Origin of the sequence: Streptomyces rimosus, assembly GCF_008704655.1 — a bacterium.
Lineage (GTDB): Bacteria > Actinomycetota > Actinomycetes > Streptomycetales > Streptomycetaceae > Streptomyces > Streptomyces rimosus.
This window is the reverse complement of sequence record NZ_CP023688.1, coordinates 3,148,244-3,163,120: the sequence shown is the minus strand read 5'-3', so window position 1 is coordinate 3,163,120 and position 14,877 is coordinate 3,148,244. Positions and strand designations below refer to the sequence as shown.

At 71.1% G+C, this 14,877-nt stretch carries 8 protein-coding genes; 4 read left to right on the top strand and 4 right to left on the bottom strand.

The genetic code is table 11. From position 1 onward, the window contains the following. Positions 1 to 49: 49 nt before the first annotated feature. The gene (gene fxsT / locus CP984_RS12810) at positions 50 to 3,055 is read left to right on the top strand and encodes an FxSxx-COOH system tetratricopeptide repeat protein (protein WP_003986809.1); all 3,006 of its coding nucleotides are present in this window, start codon (positions 50 to 52) and stop codon (positions 3,053 to 3,055) included. 86 nt (positions 3,056 to 3,141) lie between these two features. On the opposite strand, the gene CP984_RS12805 is transcribed toward fxsT, so the two are convergent. The 4 genes from CP984_RS12805 to CP984_RS12790 all read right to left on the bottom strand — a co-directional run bounded on the left by CP984_RS12805 (position 3,142) and on the right by CP984_RS12790 (position 9,974). Further along, positions 3,142 to 6,987 (bottom strand): multifunctional oxoglutarate decarboxylase/oxoglutarate dehydrogenase thiamine pyrophosphate-binding subunit/dihydrolipoyllysine-residue succinyltransferase subunit, encoded by a 3,846-nt coding sequence (locus tag CP984_RS12805; RefSeq protein WP_030182694.1) that lies wholly within the window; start codon positions 6,985 to 6,987, stop codon positions 3,142 to 3,144. Positions 6,988 to 7,224: 237 nt separating this feature from the next. Next, on the bottom strand, positions 7,225 to 8,427 hold the full coding sequence (locus CP984_RS12800; RefSeq protein ID WP_226048650.1) for a sensor histidine kinase: 1,203 nt from the start codon (positions 8,425 to 8,427) through the stop codon (positions 7,225 to 7,227). Beyond that, positions 8,424 to 9,164, bottom strand: a complete 741-nt coding sequence (locus tag CP984_RS12795; RefSeq protein WP_003987269.1) for a response regulator transcription factor — start codon at positions 9,162 to 9,164, stop codon at positions 8,424 to 8,426. The genes CP984_RS12800 and CP984_RS12795 overlap by 4 nt, the downstream gene beginning before the upstream one ends. A gap of 78 nt (positions 9,165 to 9,242) precedes the next feature. Further along, complete coding sequence (locus CP984_RS12790) at positions 9,243 to 9,974, bottom strand: spermidine synthase family protein (protein WP_003987268.1); 732 nt, start codon at positions 9,972 to 9,974, stop codon at positions 9,243 to 9,245. 355 nt (positions 9,975 to 10,329) lie between these two features. Here CP984_RS12790 and CP984_RS12785 point away from each other — a divergent pair, with 355 nt between their 5' ends. From CP984_RS12785 to CP984_RS12775, 3 genes are all read left to right on the top strand, one after another. Continuing rightward, on the top strand, positions 10,330 to 10,998 hold the full coding sequence (locus CP984_RS12785; protein ID WP_176564541.1) for a rhomboid-like protein: 669 nt from the start codon (positions 10,330 to 10,332) through the stop codon (positions 10,996 to 10,998). Between the two features lie 690 nt (positions 10,999 to 11,688). Further along, positions 11,689 to 14,097 carry an endopeptidase La gene (lon, locus tag CP984_RS12780; protein WP_003984017.1) on the top strand — a complete coding sequence of 803 codons (2,409 nt, stop codon included), beginning with the start codon at positions 11,689 to 11,691 and terminating at the stop codon, positions 14,095 to 14,097. Between the two features lie 130 nt (positions 14,098 to 14,227). Then, positions 14,228 to 14,827 carry a Uma2 family endonuclease gene (locus CP984_RS12775; RefSeq protein WP_003984016.1) on the top strand — a complete coding sequence of 200 codons (600 nt, stop codon included), beginning with the start codon at positions 14,228 to 14,230 and terminating at the stop codon, positions 14,825 to 14,827. Positions 14,828 to 14,877: the final 50 nt, after the last annotated feature.

The window sequence follows — 14,877 nt, the reverse complement described above, 5'->3', positions numbered from 1 at the left end:
CAGCCAGCTCGCGCACGCGCGAACCGCCGCATACCGAGGAGACGGGCGCATGGCCGACCAGTCCGCTATTACCGGCTCCGCAGAGCACATCACCATCAGTTACGCGGGCTTCAACCGGCCCTGGGCGGCGTGGATTTCGCACCAGCTGGAGCAGCTCGGACACGGCACCACCATGCTGCGCTGGGACCCCGCCGCCGACAGCCCCCTCACCGAGGAACTGGCCGGCCTGCTCGCCGCCGAGGGCCGCCTGCTCATGGTGCTGGACGACTGGTACTTCAAGCTCGGCCCCAAGACCCACGAGGAGTGGACGGCCGCCCTTCAGGAAGTCGTACCGGAGCACGCCGACCGCTTCGCCGCCGTCAGCGTCGCCACCCAGCGGCTGCCCGCCACCGCCTCCGTGCTGCGCCCCGCCGACCTGCGCGACCTGGACGCCGTCGAGGCCAACCGGCGCGTACTGAACCGCCTCGGCGTCCCGGCCGCCGGACGCCGCCCCACCGAGCCCGCCGCCAACGCCCCGCGCTTCCCCAACGACCCGCCCGAGATCTGGAACATCCCCCGCCGCAACAACCGCTTCACCGGCCGCGACACCGCGCTGGAAGAGCTGCACGGCAAGCTGGCGGGCCCGCTCCCGGGGCCCGGCCAGCCGATGGAGACCCGGATCGCCCTCTACGGCATCTCCGGCGTCGGCAAGAGCCAGATCGCCGCCGAATACGCCCACCGCTTCGGCAACGACTACGACGTGGTGTGGTGGATCAGCGCCACCAACCGCGGCGCCGCCCGCGAACAGCTCGCCGAGCTGGCCACCCGCATGAACCTGCCGGTCGGCCAGGAGCTGGGCGACCGCATCCGCGCCGTCCACGAGGCGCTGCGCATCGGCCGCCCGTACCGCCGCTGGCTGCTGATCTTCGACAGCGCCGACGACATGGAGCAGATCGAGGACCTGGTGCCGGACGGCCGCGGCCACGTCCTGATCACCACCCTCACCCGGGACTGGTCCGGCTCCGGCAGCGCCCAGGAGATCGAGGTGCTGCCCTTCACCCGCACCGAGTCCGTCGCCTACGCGCGGCGCCGCGCCCCCCGGCTGACGAACAAGGAAGCCGACCTGCTGGCGGACGCCGTACAGGATCTGCCGCTGCTGCTCGCCCAGACCGCCGCCTGGCTGGACGCCAACCCGATGGCGCCCCGGGAGTACATCGAGCTGATCCGGCGCGGCGAGCCGAGCCTGGTCGGCATCCGCATCTCCACCGACTACCCGATGGCCTTCCAGACCAGCTGGGCCATAACCCTCAACACGCTGCGCGAGCGCAGCCCCGCCGCCGTCGAACTGCTCAAGCTCTTCGCGTTCTTCGCGCCGGACGCCATCCCGGTCCCCATGCTCGCCCGCGCCCGCCGCGGCGACCTGCCCGAATACCTCGCCGACCTGGCGGCCGAGCCGATCGCGTGGAACACTGCGCTGCGCCGGCTGACCGAGTCCACCGCCGTACGCCTGGACTACCAGGTCGCCCAGACCACCTCGGACCCCGCCGTCGAGACGGCCCAGATGCACCGGCTCTACCACCGGTTCCTGCGCAGCGACATGGCCGAGGACGAGCGCGACACCATGTCCGCCACCGCCTGCCGGGTGCTGGCCACCGCCGACCCGCAGAGCCCCTCCGACACCCGCACCTGGGAGCAGTACGCCGCCCTCATCCCGCACCTGGAGCCGGCCGGCGTCCTGGACAGCCCCGAGACCTCCGTCCAGGAACTGCTGCTGAACTGCATCGAGTATCTGCGGGTGCGCGGCGAGTACCGCATCGGCCTGCGGCTGTGCGAGCAGTTCCTCTCCCGCTGGCGCACCCGCATCGCGCCCACCCAGCGCACCATGCTCGTGATCACCCACCAGCACGCCAACATGCTGCGCCGCCTGGGCCGCTACCGAGAGGCCGAGGCGGTCGGCAGCGCCATCGTCGAGGAACTGGCCGCCGAACGGGACCCGGGCGACGGCGCCCTGCTGCGCGCGCAGGACGGCCTGGCCGGCACCTACATGGCGCTGGGCTCCTACCAGCAGGCACTGGAGATCTTCGAATCGGTCGTCCGCGGCCGTACGGAACTCCTCGGCCCCGAAGCGCCCCTCACCCTCTCCTCCCGCAGCAACCTCGCCTCGGCGCTCAGCGCCGTCGGCCGCTACGAGGAAGCGCTCGCCCTCTACGGCGAGGTGCTGCTCGTCTGGGAGCGCCAGCTGCGCGCCCGGCACCACCTCACGCTCGGCGCCGCGTATTCGTACGCCCGCATGCTGCGCCTCCTCGGCCGCTACACCGACGCCCTTTCCCGCCAGGAGCTGAACGTACGGCTCTACCACCAGGTCATGGGCAAGCACACGCCGCTGACCCTGCGCGCCGAGCACAACCTCGCGCTGTGCCTGCGCCGCTCCGGCGCCGTCACCCAGGCCGACGCGCTGATGGGCGACGTGGTGGAGCGCTCCCGCCGGGTGCACGGCCCCCGCCACCCCGAGACGCTCATGATGCAGGCCAACTACGCCACCTTCCTGCGCGAGCACGGTGACCTCGGCCAGGCCAGGGAACTGGGCGAGGAGGCCGCCGAGCGGTACCGCACCCTGGTCGGCGAGGCCCACCCGTTCACCGTCGGCGCGCTCGGCAACACCGGCCTGGTGTGCTGGGAATTCGGCGAGCGGGACAACGCGCTGGCCATCGCCGAACAGGCGCTCGCCGGCATGACCCGGGCGATGGGCGCCGACCACCCCTGGACACTGGGCTGCGCCCTGAACGCCGCCGGCGCCCGCAACCGCGTCGACGCCGAGGACAGCGCCGCCGAGCTGAGCCGCGACACCCTGGAGCGCGCCAAGCAGACCCTCGGCGACACCCACCCGCTGACCCTCTCCGCCAAGACGGCCCTCGCCGACGACCTGCGGGCGCTGCGACGCGGCCAGGAGGCGTCCAAGCTGGAACAGGAGGCCGTACAGCAGCTCACCGAGACGCTGGGCGCCGAGCACCCGCACACCCTCTCCGCCCGCCGTCGGCGCCGCCCGTACTGGGACTTCGAGCCGCAGCCGGTCTGACGGCGAGAGCGCGAAAAGCGCGAAAAGGGAGGGGCCCCGCAGCGATCGCTGCGGGGCCCCTCCCTTTCACACCGGGTGGATCCGGATCACGCGTCGAACGCCTCGGCGATCAGCGCGGCCTGCTCGGCCTGGTGGCGCTTGGCGGAACCCACGGCCGGCGACGAGGAGTGCGGCCGCGAGATGCGGCGCAGGCGCTCGCCGTGCGGCACGTCCGCGCCGACGGACAGGTCCAGGTGGTCGATCAGGTTCAGACCCAGGAACGGCCACGCACCCTGGTTCGCCGGCTCCTCCTGCACCCACAGGTACTTGCCCGCGTTCGGGTACTTGGCGATCTCCGCCTGGAGCTCCTTGCCGGGCAGCGGGTACAGCCGCTCGATACGGACCAGCGCCGTGTCGAACGCGCCGCGCTTGACCCGCTCCGCCTCCAGGTCGTAGTAGACCTTGCCGGAGCAGAAGATGACCTTGGTGACGTCCTCGGCCTTCGCCGCGTCGTCCGAGATCACCGGCCGGAAGCCGCCCGTGGTGAACTCCGCCGTCTTCGACGACGCCGCCTTCAGACGCAGCATCGACTTCGGGGTGAAGACGACCAGCGGCTTGTGGTGCGGGTTGTGCACCTGCCAGCGCAGCAGGTGGAAGTAGTTCGACGGGAGCGTCGGCATGGCGACCGTCATGTTGTTCTGCGCGCACAGCTGGAGGAAGCGCTCGATACGGGCCGAGGAGTGGTCCGGGCCCTGGCCCTCGTAGCCGTGCGGCAGCAGCAGGGTGACGCCGGAGGTCTGGCCCCACTTCTGCTCCGCCGAGGAGATGAACTCGTCGATGACGGTCTGCGCGCCGTTGGCGAAGTCACCGAACTGCGCCTCCCACAGGACCAGCGCCTCCGGTCGGGCCAGGGAGTAGCCGTACTCGAAGCCCATCGCCGCGTACTCGCTCAGCAGCGAGTCGTAGACGTTGAAGCGCGCCTGGTCCTCGGACAGGTAGAGCAGCGGGGTGTAGTCCTCGCCGGTCTCCCGGTCCACCAGCACCGCGTGGCGCTGGCCGAAGGTGCCGCGGCGGGAGTCCTGGCCCGACAGACGGACCGGGGTGCCCTCCATCAGCAGCGAGCCGAAGGCGAGGGTCTCGCCGGTGCCCCAGTCGATCGTGTCGTCCTCCACCTGGGCCGCGCGGCGCTGCAGCTGCGGCAGCAGACGCGGGTGGACGGTGACCCGCTCGGGGATGTTGACCTGGGACTCGGCGATCCGCTTGACGACCTCCTGGGAGATCGCGGTGTCCACGGCGACCGGGAACTCGGCCTGCGGCTCCGGCACCTCGGGGGCGGCCGGGGCGGTGGTGGCCTCGCGGACCTCCGTGAAGACCTTCTCCAGCTGGCCCTGGAAGTCCTGGAGGGCCTGCTCGGCCTCCTCCAGCGTGATGTCGCCGCGGCCGATCAGCGACTCGGTGTAGAGCTTGCGCACCGAGCGCTTCTTGTCGATCAGGTCGTACATCAGCGGCTGCGTGAAGCCCGGGTTGTCGGTCTCGTTGTGACCGCGGCGCCGGTAGCAGATCAGGTCGATGACGACGTCCTTGTTGAACGCCTGGCGGAACTCGAACGCCAGTCGCGCGACCCGGACGACGGCCTCGGGGTCGTCACCGTTGACGTGGAAGATCGGCGCCTCGATCATGCGGGCCACGTCCGTGGCGTACATGGAGGAGCGGGCCGACTCCGGGGCGGCGGTGAAGCCGACCTGGTTGTTGATGACGATGTGCACCGTGCCGCCGGTGCGGTAGCCGCGCAGCTGCGACATGTTCAGCGTCTCGGCGACCACACCCTGGCCGGCGAACGCCGCGTCACCGTGCAGCTGGACCGGCAGGACGGTGAAGTCCGTGCCGCCCTTGCCGATGATGTCCTGCTTGGCGCGGGCGATGCCCTCGACGATCGGGTCGACCGCTTCGAGGTGCGAGGGGTTGGCGGCCAGCGAGACCTTGATCTGCTCGCCGTCCAGGCCGGTGAAGGTGCCCTCGGCGCCCAGGTGGTACTTCACGTCGCCGGAGCCGTGCATCGACTTCGGGTCGAGGTTGCCCTCGAACTCGCGGAAGATCTGCGCGTACGACTTGCCGACGATGTTGGCGAGGACGTTCAGGCGGCCGCGGTGGGCCATGCCGATGACGACCTCGTCCAGGCGCGACTCGGCGGCCGAGTCGATGACCGCGTCCAGCAGCGGGATGACGGACTCGCCGCCCTCCAGGGAGAACCGCTTCTGGCCGACGTACTTCGTCTGCAGGAACGTCTCGAACGCCTCGGCGGAGTTCAGGCGGCGCAGGATGCGCAGCTGCTCCTCGCGCTCCGGCTTGGAGTGCCCGCGCTCGACCCGGTCCTGGATCCACTTGCGCTGCTTGGGGTCCTGGATGTGCATGAACTCGATGCCGGTGGTGCGGCAGTACGAGTCGCGCAGCACGCCCAGGATGTCGCGCAGCTTCATCATGGTCTTGCCGGCGAAGCCGCCGACGGCGAACTCCCGCTCCAGGTCCCACAGCGTCAGCCCGTGCTCGATGATGTCGAGGTCGGGGTGCTTGCGCTGCTCGTACTCCAGCGGGTCGGTGTCGGCCATGACGTGGCCGCGCACCCGGTAGGCGTGGATCAGGTCGAAGACCCGGGCCGCCTTGGTGACGTCGTCGTCGTGGCTGACGTCGATGTCACGCAGCCAGCGCACCGGCTCGTAGGGGATGCGCAGCGACTTGAAGATGTCGTCGAAGAAGTCGTTCTCGCCGAGCAGCAGCTGGTTCATGATGCGCAGGAACTCGCCGGAGGCGGCGCCCTGGATCACGCGGTGGTCGTACGTGCTGGTCAGCGTCATGACCTTGGAGATGCCCAGCTTGTTCAGGGTGTCCTGCGAGGTGCCCTGGAACTCGGCCGGGTAGTCCATCGCGCCGACGCCGATGATGAGGCCCTGGCCGGGCATCAGGCGGGGCACGGAGTGGACGGTGCCGATGCCGCCCGGGTTGGTCAGCGACGCGGTGACCCCGGTGAAGTCGTCCATCGTCAGCTTGTTGTTGCGGGCGCGGCGGACGATGTCCTCGTACGCCTGCCAGAACTCGAAGAAGCTGAGCGTCTCGGCCTTCTTGATGGCCGCGACGACGAGCTGGCGGTCACCGTTGGGCTTGACCAGGTCGATGGCCAGACCGAGGTTGACGTGCTCGGGCTTGACCAGCGTCGGCTTGCCGTCCTTCTCCTGGAAGGAGTAGTTCATCGACGGCATGGCCTTGAGGGCCTGCACCATCGCGTACCCGATCAGGTGGGTGAAGGAGACCTTCCCGCCACGGGCGCGCTTGAGGTGGTTGTTGATGACGATGCGGTTGTCGAACAGCAGCTTCACCGGGACGGCGCGCACGGACGTGGCCGTGGGCAGCTCCAGGGAGGCGTTCATGTTCTTCGCCACGGCGGCGGAGGGGCCACGGAGGGTGACCAGTTCCGGGCCTGCGGGCGCCTCGTCGGGCTTCACGTCGTCCTTCTTGGCTGCGGGCTGAGCGGTCTTGACGGGTGCGGCCTTGGCCGGAGCGGCCTTGGCGGGCGCAGGGGCGCTCGCGGCCGGCGTGGCCGGAGCGGCGGGCTGCGCCGCTGCGGGCTTGGCGGCCGGCGCCGCGGGCTGCTGCTGCGCGGGCCGGGCCGGGGCCGCGGGCGCGCTCGGCGCGGCGGCCTGCGCGGCCTGGCCGGTTCCGGAGGCCGGAGTGGCGGGGGCGCCGTCACTCGCCGCAGCCGGCGCGGCGGCGCCCGCTCCCGGCTTGTAGTCGGCGAAGAAGTCCCACCAGGCTCGGTCTACCGAGTTCGGGTCCTGGAGGTACTGCTGGTAGATCTCGTCGACGAGCCACTCGTTCGGACCGAATGCGGCAGCAGGGTTCTTACCCTGCCCCTCTTGGTCAGTCGAAGTGCTCGAACTGTTGGGGGACTGTGGCGACACGGCGGCAACCGCCCTCTTCCGCTTCCTAAGGTGGTGGACAGCGGGAATAAAGGCTACGCCTGTCGGGACCTTTGGTGCAGTCCGGGGCCGTCAGTCGTCGTGCACGTCACATTCAGCAAAGGGTTTCGGGGCATGACGCGACGGGAAACACACCAGGTTCCCTGTATGCGGGTACGGGCCATCGCCACCGCACCCCCGAACCGGGTGCTTCCACCATCGACCCTACGTCACACGGAGTCAGCTTCGTATGACACCGGTACCCGGAAGGGTGACACGGATGCGGCAGCCGCGCGGGGATTCGGCCACCCCGATCCGCCCGCCGTGCAGATCCACCGCCCAGCGCGCGATGGCCAGGCCCAGGCCCGTACCGGCGTCGCTGCCCGGACCCGACGCCGCCGGATCGCCCCGGTTGAAGCGCTCGAAGACGTGGTGGCGCTCGGCCTCCGGGATACCCGGGCCCTCGTCCTGCACCTCCAGCTCCAGGCTCTCCGGCGCCTCGCCCGCCCGCGCCCGCACCGTCACCCGGCCGTGCCGCGGGCTGTGCTTGATGGCGTTGTCGATCAGGTTGGCCACCACCTGGTGCAGCCGCTCGGCGTCCGCGTGCGCGGTCAGCTCCGGTGGCGAGACGTCCAAGTGCAGATGTACGTCCGTACGGGTGTGGGTGCCGGAGCCGGCCAGCCCCGACAGCGTCGAGGCGCCCCGGCTCATGTTGGCCTCCTTGAGCACCCCCGACAGATACGGCCACACCTCGAAGCGGCGGGCGTGCAGCGGCACCACGCCGTTGTCCAGCCGCGACAGGTCCAGCAGGTGCTCGACCAGCCGGCCCAGCCGCTCGGTCTGCTTCAGGGCCGTACGCATCGTCTCCGGATCGGGCTCGCAGACACCGTCCACCACGTTCTCCAGGACGGCGCGCAGGGCCGCTATCGGCGTGCGCAGCTCGTGCGAGACATTGGCGACCAGCTCCTTGCGGTGGGTGTCCACCGCCTCCAGATCGGCGGCCATCCGGTTGAAGGCGTCCGCCAGATCGCCGAACTCGTCCCGCCGCCCGCCGCGCACCCGGCGGGTGTAGTCACCGTCCGCCATCGCCCGGGTCACGTCCGTCATGTCGTCCAGCGGCGCCGTCAGGCCCTGCGCGACGAACTGGGTGACCAGCAGCGAGGCGATGATCGAGAAGACCGTGATGACCCGCAGCTCGGTGTCGGAGTGGATGGCGACGAACACCAGCAGCGTGGTGATGATCACCGAGACGATGACCAGCGCGCCGAGCGCCGCCTTGACCGAGCGGTACGGGTCCAGCGGCCGCAGCCCCTCCCACACCCGCTGCCAGAACGGCCTCCACACCCGCTCGCGCAGCACGGCAGGACCGTCCCACGCCCGCTCCCGGGCCCGTTCGCGTCGCTCCTTCCGGTCGGCGGTCCGGCGGCGGGTGGGGGCCGTCATACGGGCGGGGTCTCCAGGGCGTACCCGACACCGTGGACCGTACGGATGCGCTCGGCGCCGATCTTGCGGCGGAGCGCCTTGATGTGGCTGTCGACCGTGCGCGTACCGGAGGCGTCCGCCCAGTCCCACACCTCGGCCAGCAGCTGCTCACGGGAGAGCACCGCGCGCGGCGTGTTGGCCAGGCAGACCAGCAGGTCGAACTCGGTCGGCGTCAGATGTACGTCCGTGCCGCGCACCCGCACCCGGCGCTGCGCGTGGTCGATCTCCAGCTCGCCGAGGCGCAGGATGCCGCTGCGCGGCGTATGCGCGGCCAGCGCCGCGCGTTCCACCCGCCGCAGCAGCACGTGCACCCGCGCCGCCAGCTCCCGCATGGAGAACGGCTTGGTCATGTAATCGTCGGCGCCGACGCCCAGCCCGACCAGCATGTCCGTCTCGTCGTCCCGCGCGGTGAGCATCATCACCGGCACCGGCCGCCGGGCCTGCACCCGGCGGCACACCTCCAGCCCGTCGAAGCCCGGCAGCATCACGTCCAGCACCAGCAGATCCGGCTGCCACGCCTCGGCGGTGTCCACCGCCGCGGGCCCGTCGGTGGCCGTCTGCACCTGGAAACCCTCGGCACGCAGCCGGGCCGCGATGGCGTCCACGATCGTCGGATCGTCCTCCACGACGAGAACCCGGCGCTGGGCGCCGGGCGTGGCCGCGGCGGTGCCGCCCTGGGTGGTCTGCGTCTGATCCATCGCCCGCCCCTGCATGTCCCCGTGCTGCCTGGTCGCGTACTGCTGGGCAGCAGCGTAAGGGCAGGGTGTGACCGTCGGCTACGCGCCCTTGCGCGCGAGGTGCACCACGTCCGGGACGCCTCGGACAACGGGGATCTCTTCGGTACGTACGCCGGTGAACCCGGCATTTCGCAGCGCCAGTTCGAAGGCGGACGACGGCTGCGCCGACCACACGGCGAGCACCCCGCCGGGCGTCAGCCGCTCCCGGCAGGCCGCGAGCCCGGCCGGGGAGTAGAGACCGCCGTTGTCCTCGGTGACGGTCCAGTCCGGCCCGTTGTCGATGTCCAGGCACAGCGCGTCGAAGGTGCGCTCACCGGCCCCGCCGCGTACGTACGCGACCAGGTCGGCCTCGACGATCTCGGTACGCGGATCGGCGAGCGCCGCCCCCGAGACGGCCGACAGCGGACCGCCGCGGTGCCAGTCGATCACCGCCGGCTCCCGCTCGACGACGGTGATCCGCCCCCACGCTTGCTCCTCCGTCGCGCGCACCAGGGAAAATCCCACGCCCAGCCCGCCGATCAGCACGCTGGGCGACGGCCGCCCGTCCAGCTCCGCGAGCGCCGCGTCCACCAGCAGCCGTTCGGACCGTCCGTCCGAGGTGTCCATCAGGAAACACCCATTGGCGATGATCTCGAAGTGCTCGCCCCGCCGCCGCAGGACGGCCTCCCCGTACGGGCCCTCGCGGCGATCCAGCACCTGCGGCGGGCTGTCGGCGACGGGCGAACCGGGTACGAGCACGGGGTGGGGCACGGCGTGCGCGGGGTCGGACATGAGCGCCATCCTGGCGAATCGGGGGTGCGTGGGTCCAACTGGTTTGTGGGTCCGGGGCGTGCTGCCGGGCCGCGGGCTCGCCTTACGGCGACCGGTTCGGGTGACGCGTGTCACGGACACAGCTCACTCATGGGTTGAGCGTGCACGCTGTTGGCGTACGTAGATCTTGGTGAGCCCGCCGGTGCGGGATGGAAGGGGACTGGGGGCAGTGGATCGGGGTGGTGTGGTGGATGTGGCCGAGGAGGGTGCCCCTGAGGGGCGGCCTATAGGGCCTGTGGGCGAGAGGATGGCGCTTTCCGGGGTGCCGAGACAGCCGGGGGCGGCGGGGGCGTCGGGGGCGGCCCACGCCGTACCCGTGGCCGCGTCCACGGCCGTACCCGTCCCCTCGTCTGCGCCCTCCGCGGCATCCGCTCTCGCGCGGGTGCCGCGCTTCTGGCGGCTGCTGCCCACGCCCCTGGGCGCGCCCTTCACCTTCGGCTACACCCTCCTCCTCGTCGCGACGTCCGTCTTCGCCGAGTACGCCGACCCCGACCTGGTCCTCGCCCTGCTCCAGGGCTCCAGTACGGACGTGGAGCACCTGGCACGCTCGCCCCTGCTCGTGCTGGTCGCCAGCGCCCTGTGGATCGCGGGCGGCATGACCTCCGCGTACGCCCTCGCCTTCCTCTTCGTCCTGACGGCGCTGGAACGCCGCGTCGGCGCCCTGAGAACGGCCGCGGTCTTCTTCGGCGGCCATGCGGTGGCCACTCTGGCCACCGAGCTGCCGGTGGGCGCCGCGGTCGCCCTCGGGTACCTTCCCGCCGACTCGCTGCAACGCCTCGACTACGGCATCAGCTTCGGCGTGATGACCTGCACCGGTGCGCTGGCGGGGCTGCTGCCGGTCTGGGCTCGGTGGCCGCTCCTGGGGGGTGTGACCTGGTTCGCCGTCACCAACCTCCTCGTTTCCACGGACCCCGTGAGCGACTCCGGCCATGTCTTGGCCCTGGTCCTCGGAACCCTCATCTGGCCGCTGTTGCGGTGCCGCTGATCGCGGCGGAGCCGCGGGTTTGTGGGGTCTGGTCCGCGCTTCGCGCGGATACGCATTGGCTTTGTTGTGGGGCGGGGGTGCCCAGGGGGCCATCTCCTCGGCGCCTGGAGCGGCCGTCATGTCTGGACGCAACCATGTAACGGTCGCCTGCGGGGAGTGTCCCCCTGCACACCCCCTCCCGTCGGTTCGGCGTGTGCGGGCCGGTAGGGGGAGGGGAAAAGAAACCGGGTGCGCGCCCCCCACGAGGTGACGCTCGCCTTGCATAGGCGCAGGCCGGGGGCGACTCCGCGTCATGCGGAGGGGGCCGCAGGGGTCCGGCCGCCGGGGTCTGTAAAGACCCCAGCCACGGCGGCGGGAGAGCCGCGTACGGCGCGGGCTCGGGGACACGTAGGGGTCTCCCCGCAGGCGACCGAAGCCCCGGTTGCGTCCATACATGACGGCCGCTCCAGGCGCCGAGGAGTGACCCCTGCGGGGCCCCGAGCCCCCACCCACCGAACCCCAAGCGCAAACCCGCACCCCCACCGGGCAGAACCGCACCCCCACCGGGGCAACCGCAAACGACCAGGCGACCGGCAACCACAGAACAGCCCCCGCTGATCGCCCACAGCGAACACCCCCCACCCAGGGAACATCCCCCGGCCCACACGCATTGAGTGGATATTGCTCAACTTGCTTGCCGAAGGGGAGATCATGGCTTCGACGTCCACATCGCTCACCTTGCCCGTGCTGCCTCTTGACGACGAGGTCGTTCTGCCCGGCATGGTGGTGCCCCTGGACCTTTCCGAGGCGGAGGTGCGGGCCGCGGTCGAGGCCGCGCAGGCCGCTGCCGCTTCGGGTAACAAACCGCGGGTGCTGCTTGTGCCGCGGATCGACGGCGCGTACGCGGCGATCGGTGTGCTCGGGCGCGTCGAGCAGGTCGGGCGGCTGTCCGACGGTGATCCGGGGGCGCTGATCCGCGGCCTCGGGCGGGTGCGCATCGGGGCGGGGACGACCGGGCCCGGCGCCGCCTTGTGGGTGGAGGGCACGACCGTCGACGAGACGGTGCCCGATCCGCTGCCCGGTGCCGTGACCGAGCTGGTCAAGGAGTACAAGGCTCTGGCCACCGACTGGCTCAAGAAGCGCGGTGCCTGGCAGGTCGTGGACCGCATCCAGCAGATCGAGGACGTCTCGCAGCTCGCGGACAACTCCGGTTACTCGCCGTTCCTGAGCACGGAGCAGAAGGTCCGGCTGCTGGAGACCACGGACCCGGTGGCCCGCCTCAAGCAGGCCACCGAGGCGCTGCGCGAGCACCTCGCCGAGCAGGACGTGGCGGAGTCGATCGCCAAGGACGTCCAGGAGGGCGTCGACAAGCAGCAGCGCGAGTTCCTGCTGCGCCGCCAGATGGAAGCCGTCCGCAAGGAGCTGGCCGAGCTGAACGGCGACCCGGAGGACGAGGGCGAGGACTACCGCGCCCGCGTCGAGGCGGCCGAGCTGCCCGAGGACGTGCGCAAGGCGGCTCTCAAGGAGGTCGACAAGCTGGAGCGGTCCAGCGACCAGAGCCCCGAGGGCAGCTGGATCAGGACCTGGCTGGACACGGTGCTGGAGCTGCCGTGGAACGAGCGTACGCAGGACGCGTACGACATCCCCGGCGCGAAGGAGATCCTGGACGCGGACCACGCCGGTCTGGAGGACGTCAAGGAGCGCATCACCGAGTACCTGGCCGTACGCAAGCGGCGCGCGGACCGCGGCCTCGGCCTCATCGGCGGGCGCCGCGCCGGCACCGTGCTGGCGCTGGTCGGCCCGCCCGGCGTCGGCAAGACCTCGCTGGGCGAATCGGTGGCCCGCGCGATGGGCCGCAAGTTCGTCCGCGTCGCGCTCGGCGGCATACGGGACGAGGCGGAGATCCGCGGCCACCGGCGTACGTACGTCGGCGCGCTGCCCGGCCGCATCGTGCGCGCCATCAAGGAGGCCGGCTCGATGAACCCGGTCGTCCTCCTGGACGAGATCGACAAGGTCGGCTCGGACTTCCGCGGCGACCCGGGCGCGGCGCTCCTCGAAGTCCTCGACCCGGCGCAGAACCACACCTTCCGGGACCATTACCTGGAGGTCGAGCTCGACCTGAGCGATGTGGTCTTCCTGGCGACGGCCAACGTCCTGGAGGCCATACCGGAGCCGCTGCTCGACCGCATGGAGCTGGTCCGGCTGGACGGCTACACGCAGGACGAGAAGACCGTCATCGCCCGCGACCACCTGGTGCCGCGCCAGCTGGAGCGGGCCGGTCTGGAGGCCGGCGAGGTCACGTTCACGGACGAGGCGCTGGCCAAGCTGGCCGGCGAGTACACCCGCGAGGCGGGCGTACGGAACCTGGAGCGGGCCGTCGGACGGCTGCTGCGCAAGGTCGCGGCCCAGAGCGAGCTGGGGGAGCGGGACCTGCCGTTCACGGTGGGCGTGGACGAACTGCGTCCGCTGATCGGGCGGCCGCACCACACCCCGGAGTCGGCGCAGGACCCGGCCGAGCGGCGCACGTCGGTGCCCGGCGTGGTCACCGGCCTCGCGGTCACCGGCGCGGGCGGCGACGTGCTGTACGTCGAAGCCTCGCTCGCCGACCCGGAGACCGGCGCGTCCGGTCTCCAGCTCACCGGCCAGCTCGGCGACGTGATGAAGGAGTCCGCGCACATCGCGCTGTCGTTCCTGCGCTCGCACGGCGCGGAACTGGAGCTGCCGGTCGGCGACTTGAAGGAGCGCGGTGTGCACCTGCACGTACCGGCGGGCGCGGTGCCGAAGGACGGCCCGAGCGCGGGCGTGACGATGACGACGGCACTGGCCTCGCTGCTCTCCGGCCGGCAGGTGCGGCCGGACGTGGCGATGACCGGTGAGGTCTCGCTGACCGGGCGGGTGCTGCCGATCGGCGGCGTCAAGCAGAAGCTGCTCGCGGCGCACCGGGCGGGGATCACGACCGTGGTCATCCCCAAGCGCAACGAGCCGGACCTGGACGACGTCCCCGCCGAGATCCTGGAGAAGCTGGACGTCCACCCCGTCTCCGACGTCCGCCAGGTCCTCGACCTGGCTCTCACCCCGGCTTCCTCCCCGGTCACCCCGGAGGTCCCGGCCGCGGCGTGACGGACGCGGCCGGCCCGTAGCGGCCCGGAGCCCCCTGAACACGGGGGTTCCGGGCCGCGCGTGTCCCGGTCACCGTGCGTATCGTTGTACTGCGCGACTGCCCGCACTTCGCGGCGGTGGGGAGGAGCGCATGATGACCATCGAGCTGACCGACAACAGGATCGAGATCGAGATGGCCGACAGCGACGAGCTCAGCCTGGACATGATGTTCGACTGGCTGGAGCGGATGCCCGTCCCCGAGGGCTACAAGGCAGAGATCGTCGAGGGGAACATCTTCATGTCGCCGCAACGGGCCAATCACTGGCACATCATCTTGGACCTTGTGATGCAGCTGAATGCCAGGTACCCGAAGGAGCGCATCATGTCGGACGTGCGCTTCGACTTCCCCGGCGAACTCAACGGCTTCGCTTCCGACGTGATCGCGCTGCGGGAGGGCGCGGAGACGGACGACGAGGAGCGTCGGCGGTACCAGGACATCGAATTCGTTGCCGAAGTCATCTCCAGGAGGACGGCACACAACGATTATGGCCCCAAGAAGGACACCTACGCGCTGGCAGGAGTGCCCGTCTACCTCATTGTCGACCCGTACCTCGGGCAGTGCCACCTCTATACGGCCCCCGAGGACGGCACCTACCGCGTCGGCCCAGCCATCAAGTTCGGCGACCCGGTTGATCTGACCGACACGGTCGTCGGCCTGACGCTGGAAACGGCGGATTTCGGCCGCGAGTGACGACGCACGCCGCCCCGGGCCCCGGCGCACCCCGCCCCGGGGCCCGGCCG

Excerpts from the sequence above, each read along its gene's own strand:
- fxsT (WP_003986809.1), top strand. The coding sequence starts at position 50 with ATGGCCGACCAGTCCGCTATTACCGGCTCCGCAGAGCACATCACCATC.
- CP984_RS12800 (WP_226048650.1), bottom strand. The coding sequence starts at position 8,427 with ATGACGGCCCCCACCCGCCGCCGGACCGCCGACCGGAAGGAGCGACGC.
- CP984_RS12795 (WP_003987269.1), bottom strand. The coding sequence starts at position 9,164 with ATGGATCAGACGCAGACCACCCAGGGCGGCACCGCCGCGGCCACGCCC.
- CP984_RS12790 (WP_003987268.1), bottom strand. The coding sequence starts at position 9,974 with ATGTCCGACCCCGCGCACGCCGTGCCCCACCCCGTGCTCGTACCCGGT.
- lon (WP_003984017.1), top strand. The coding sequence starts at position 11,689 with ATGGCTTCGACGTCCACATCGCTCACCTTGCCCGTGCTGCCTCTTGAC.
- CP984_RS12775 (WP_003984016.1), top strand. The coding sequence starts at position 14,228 with ATGATGACCATCGAGCTGACCGACAACAGGATCGAGATCGAGATGGCC.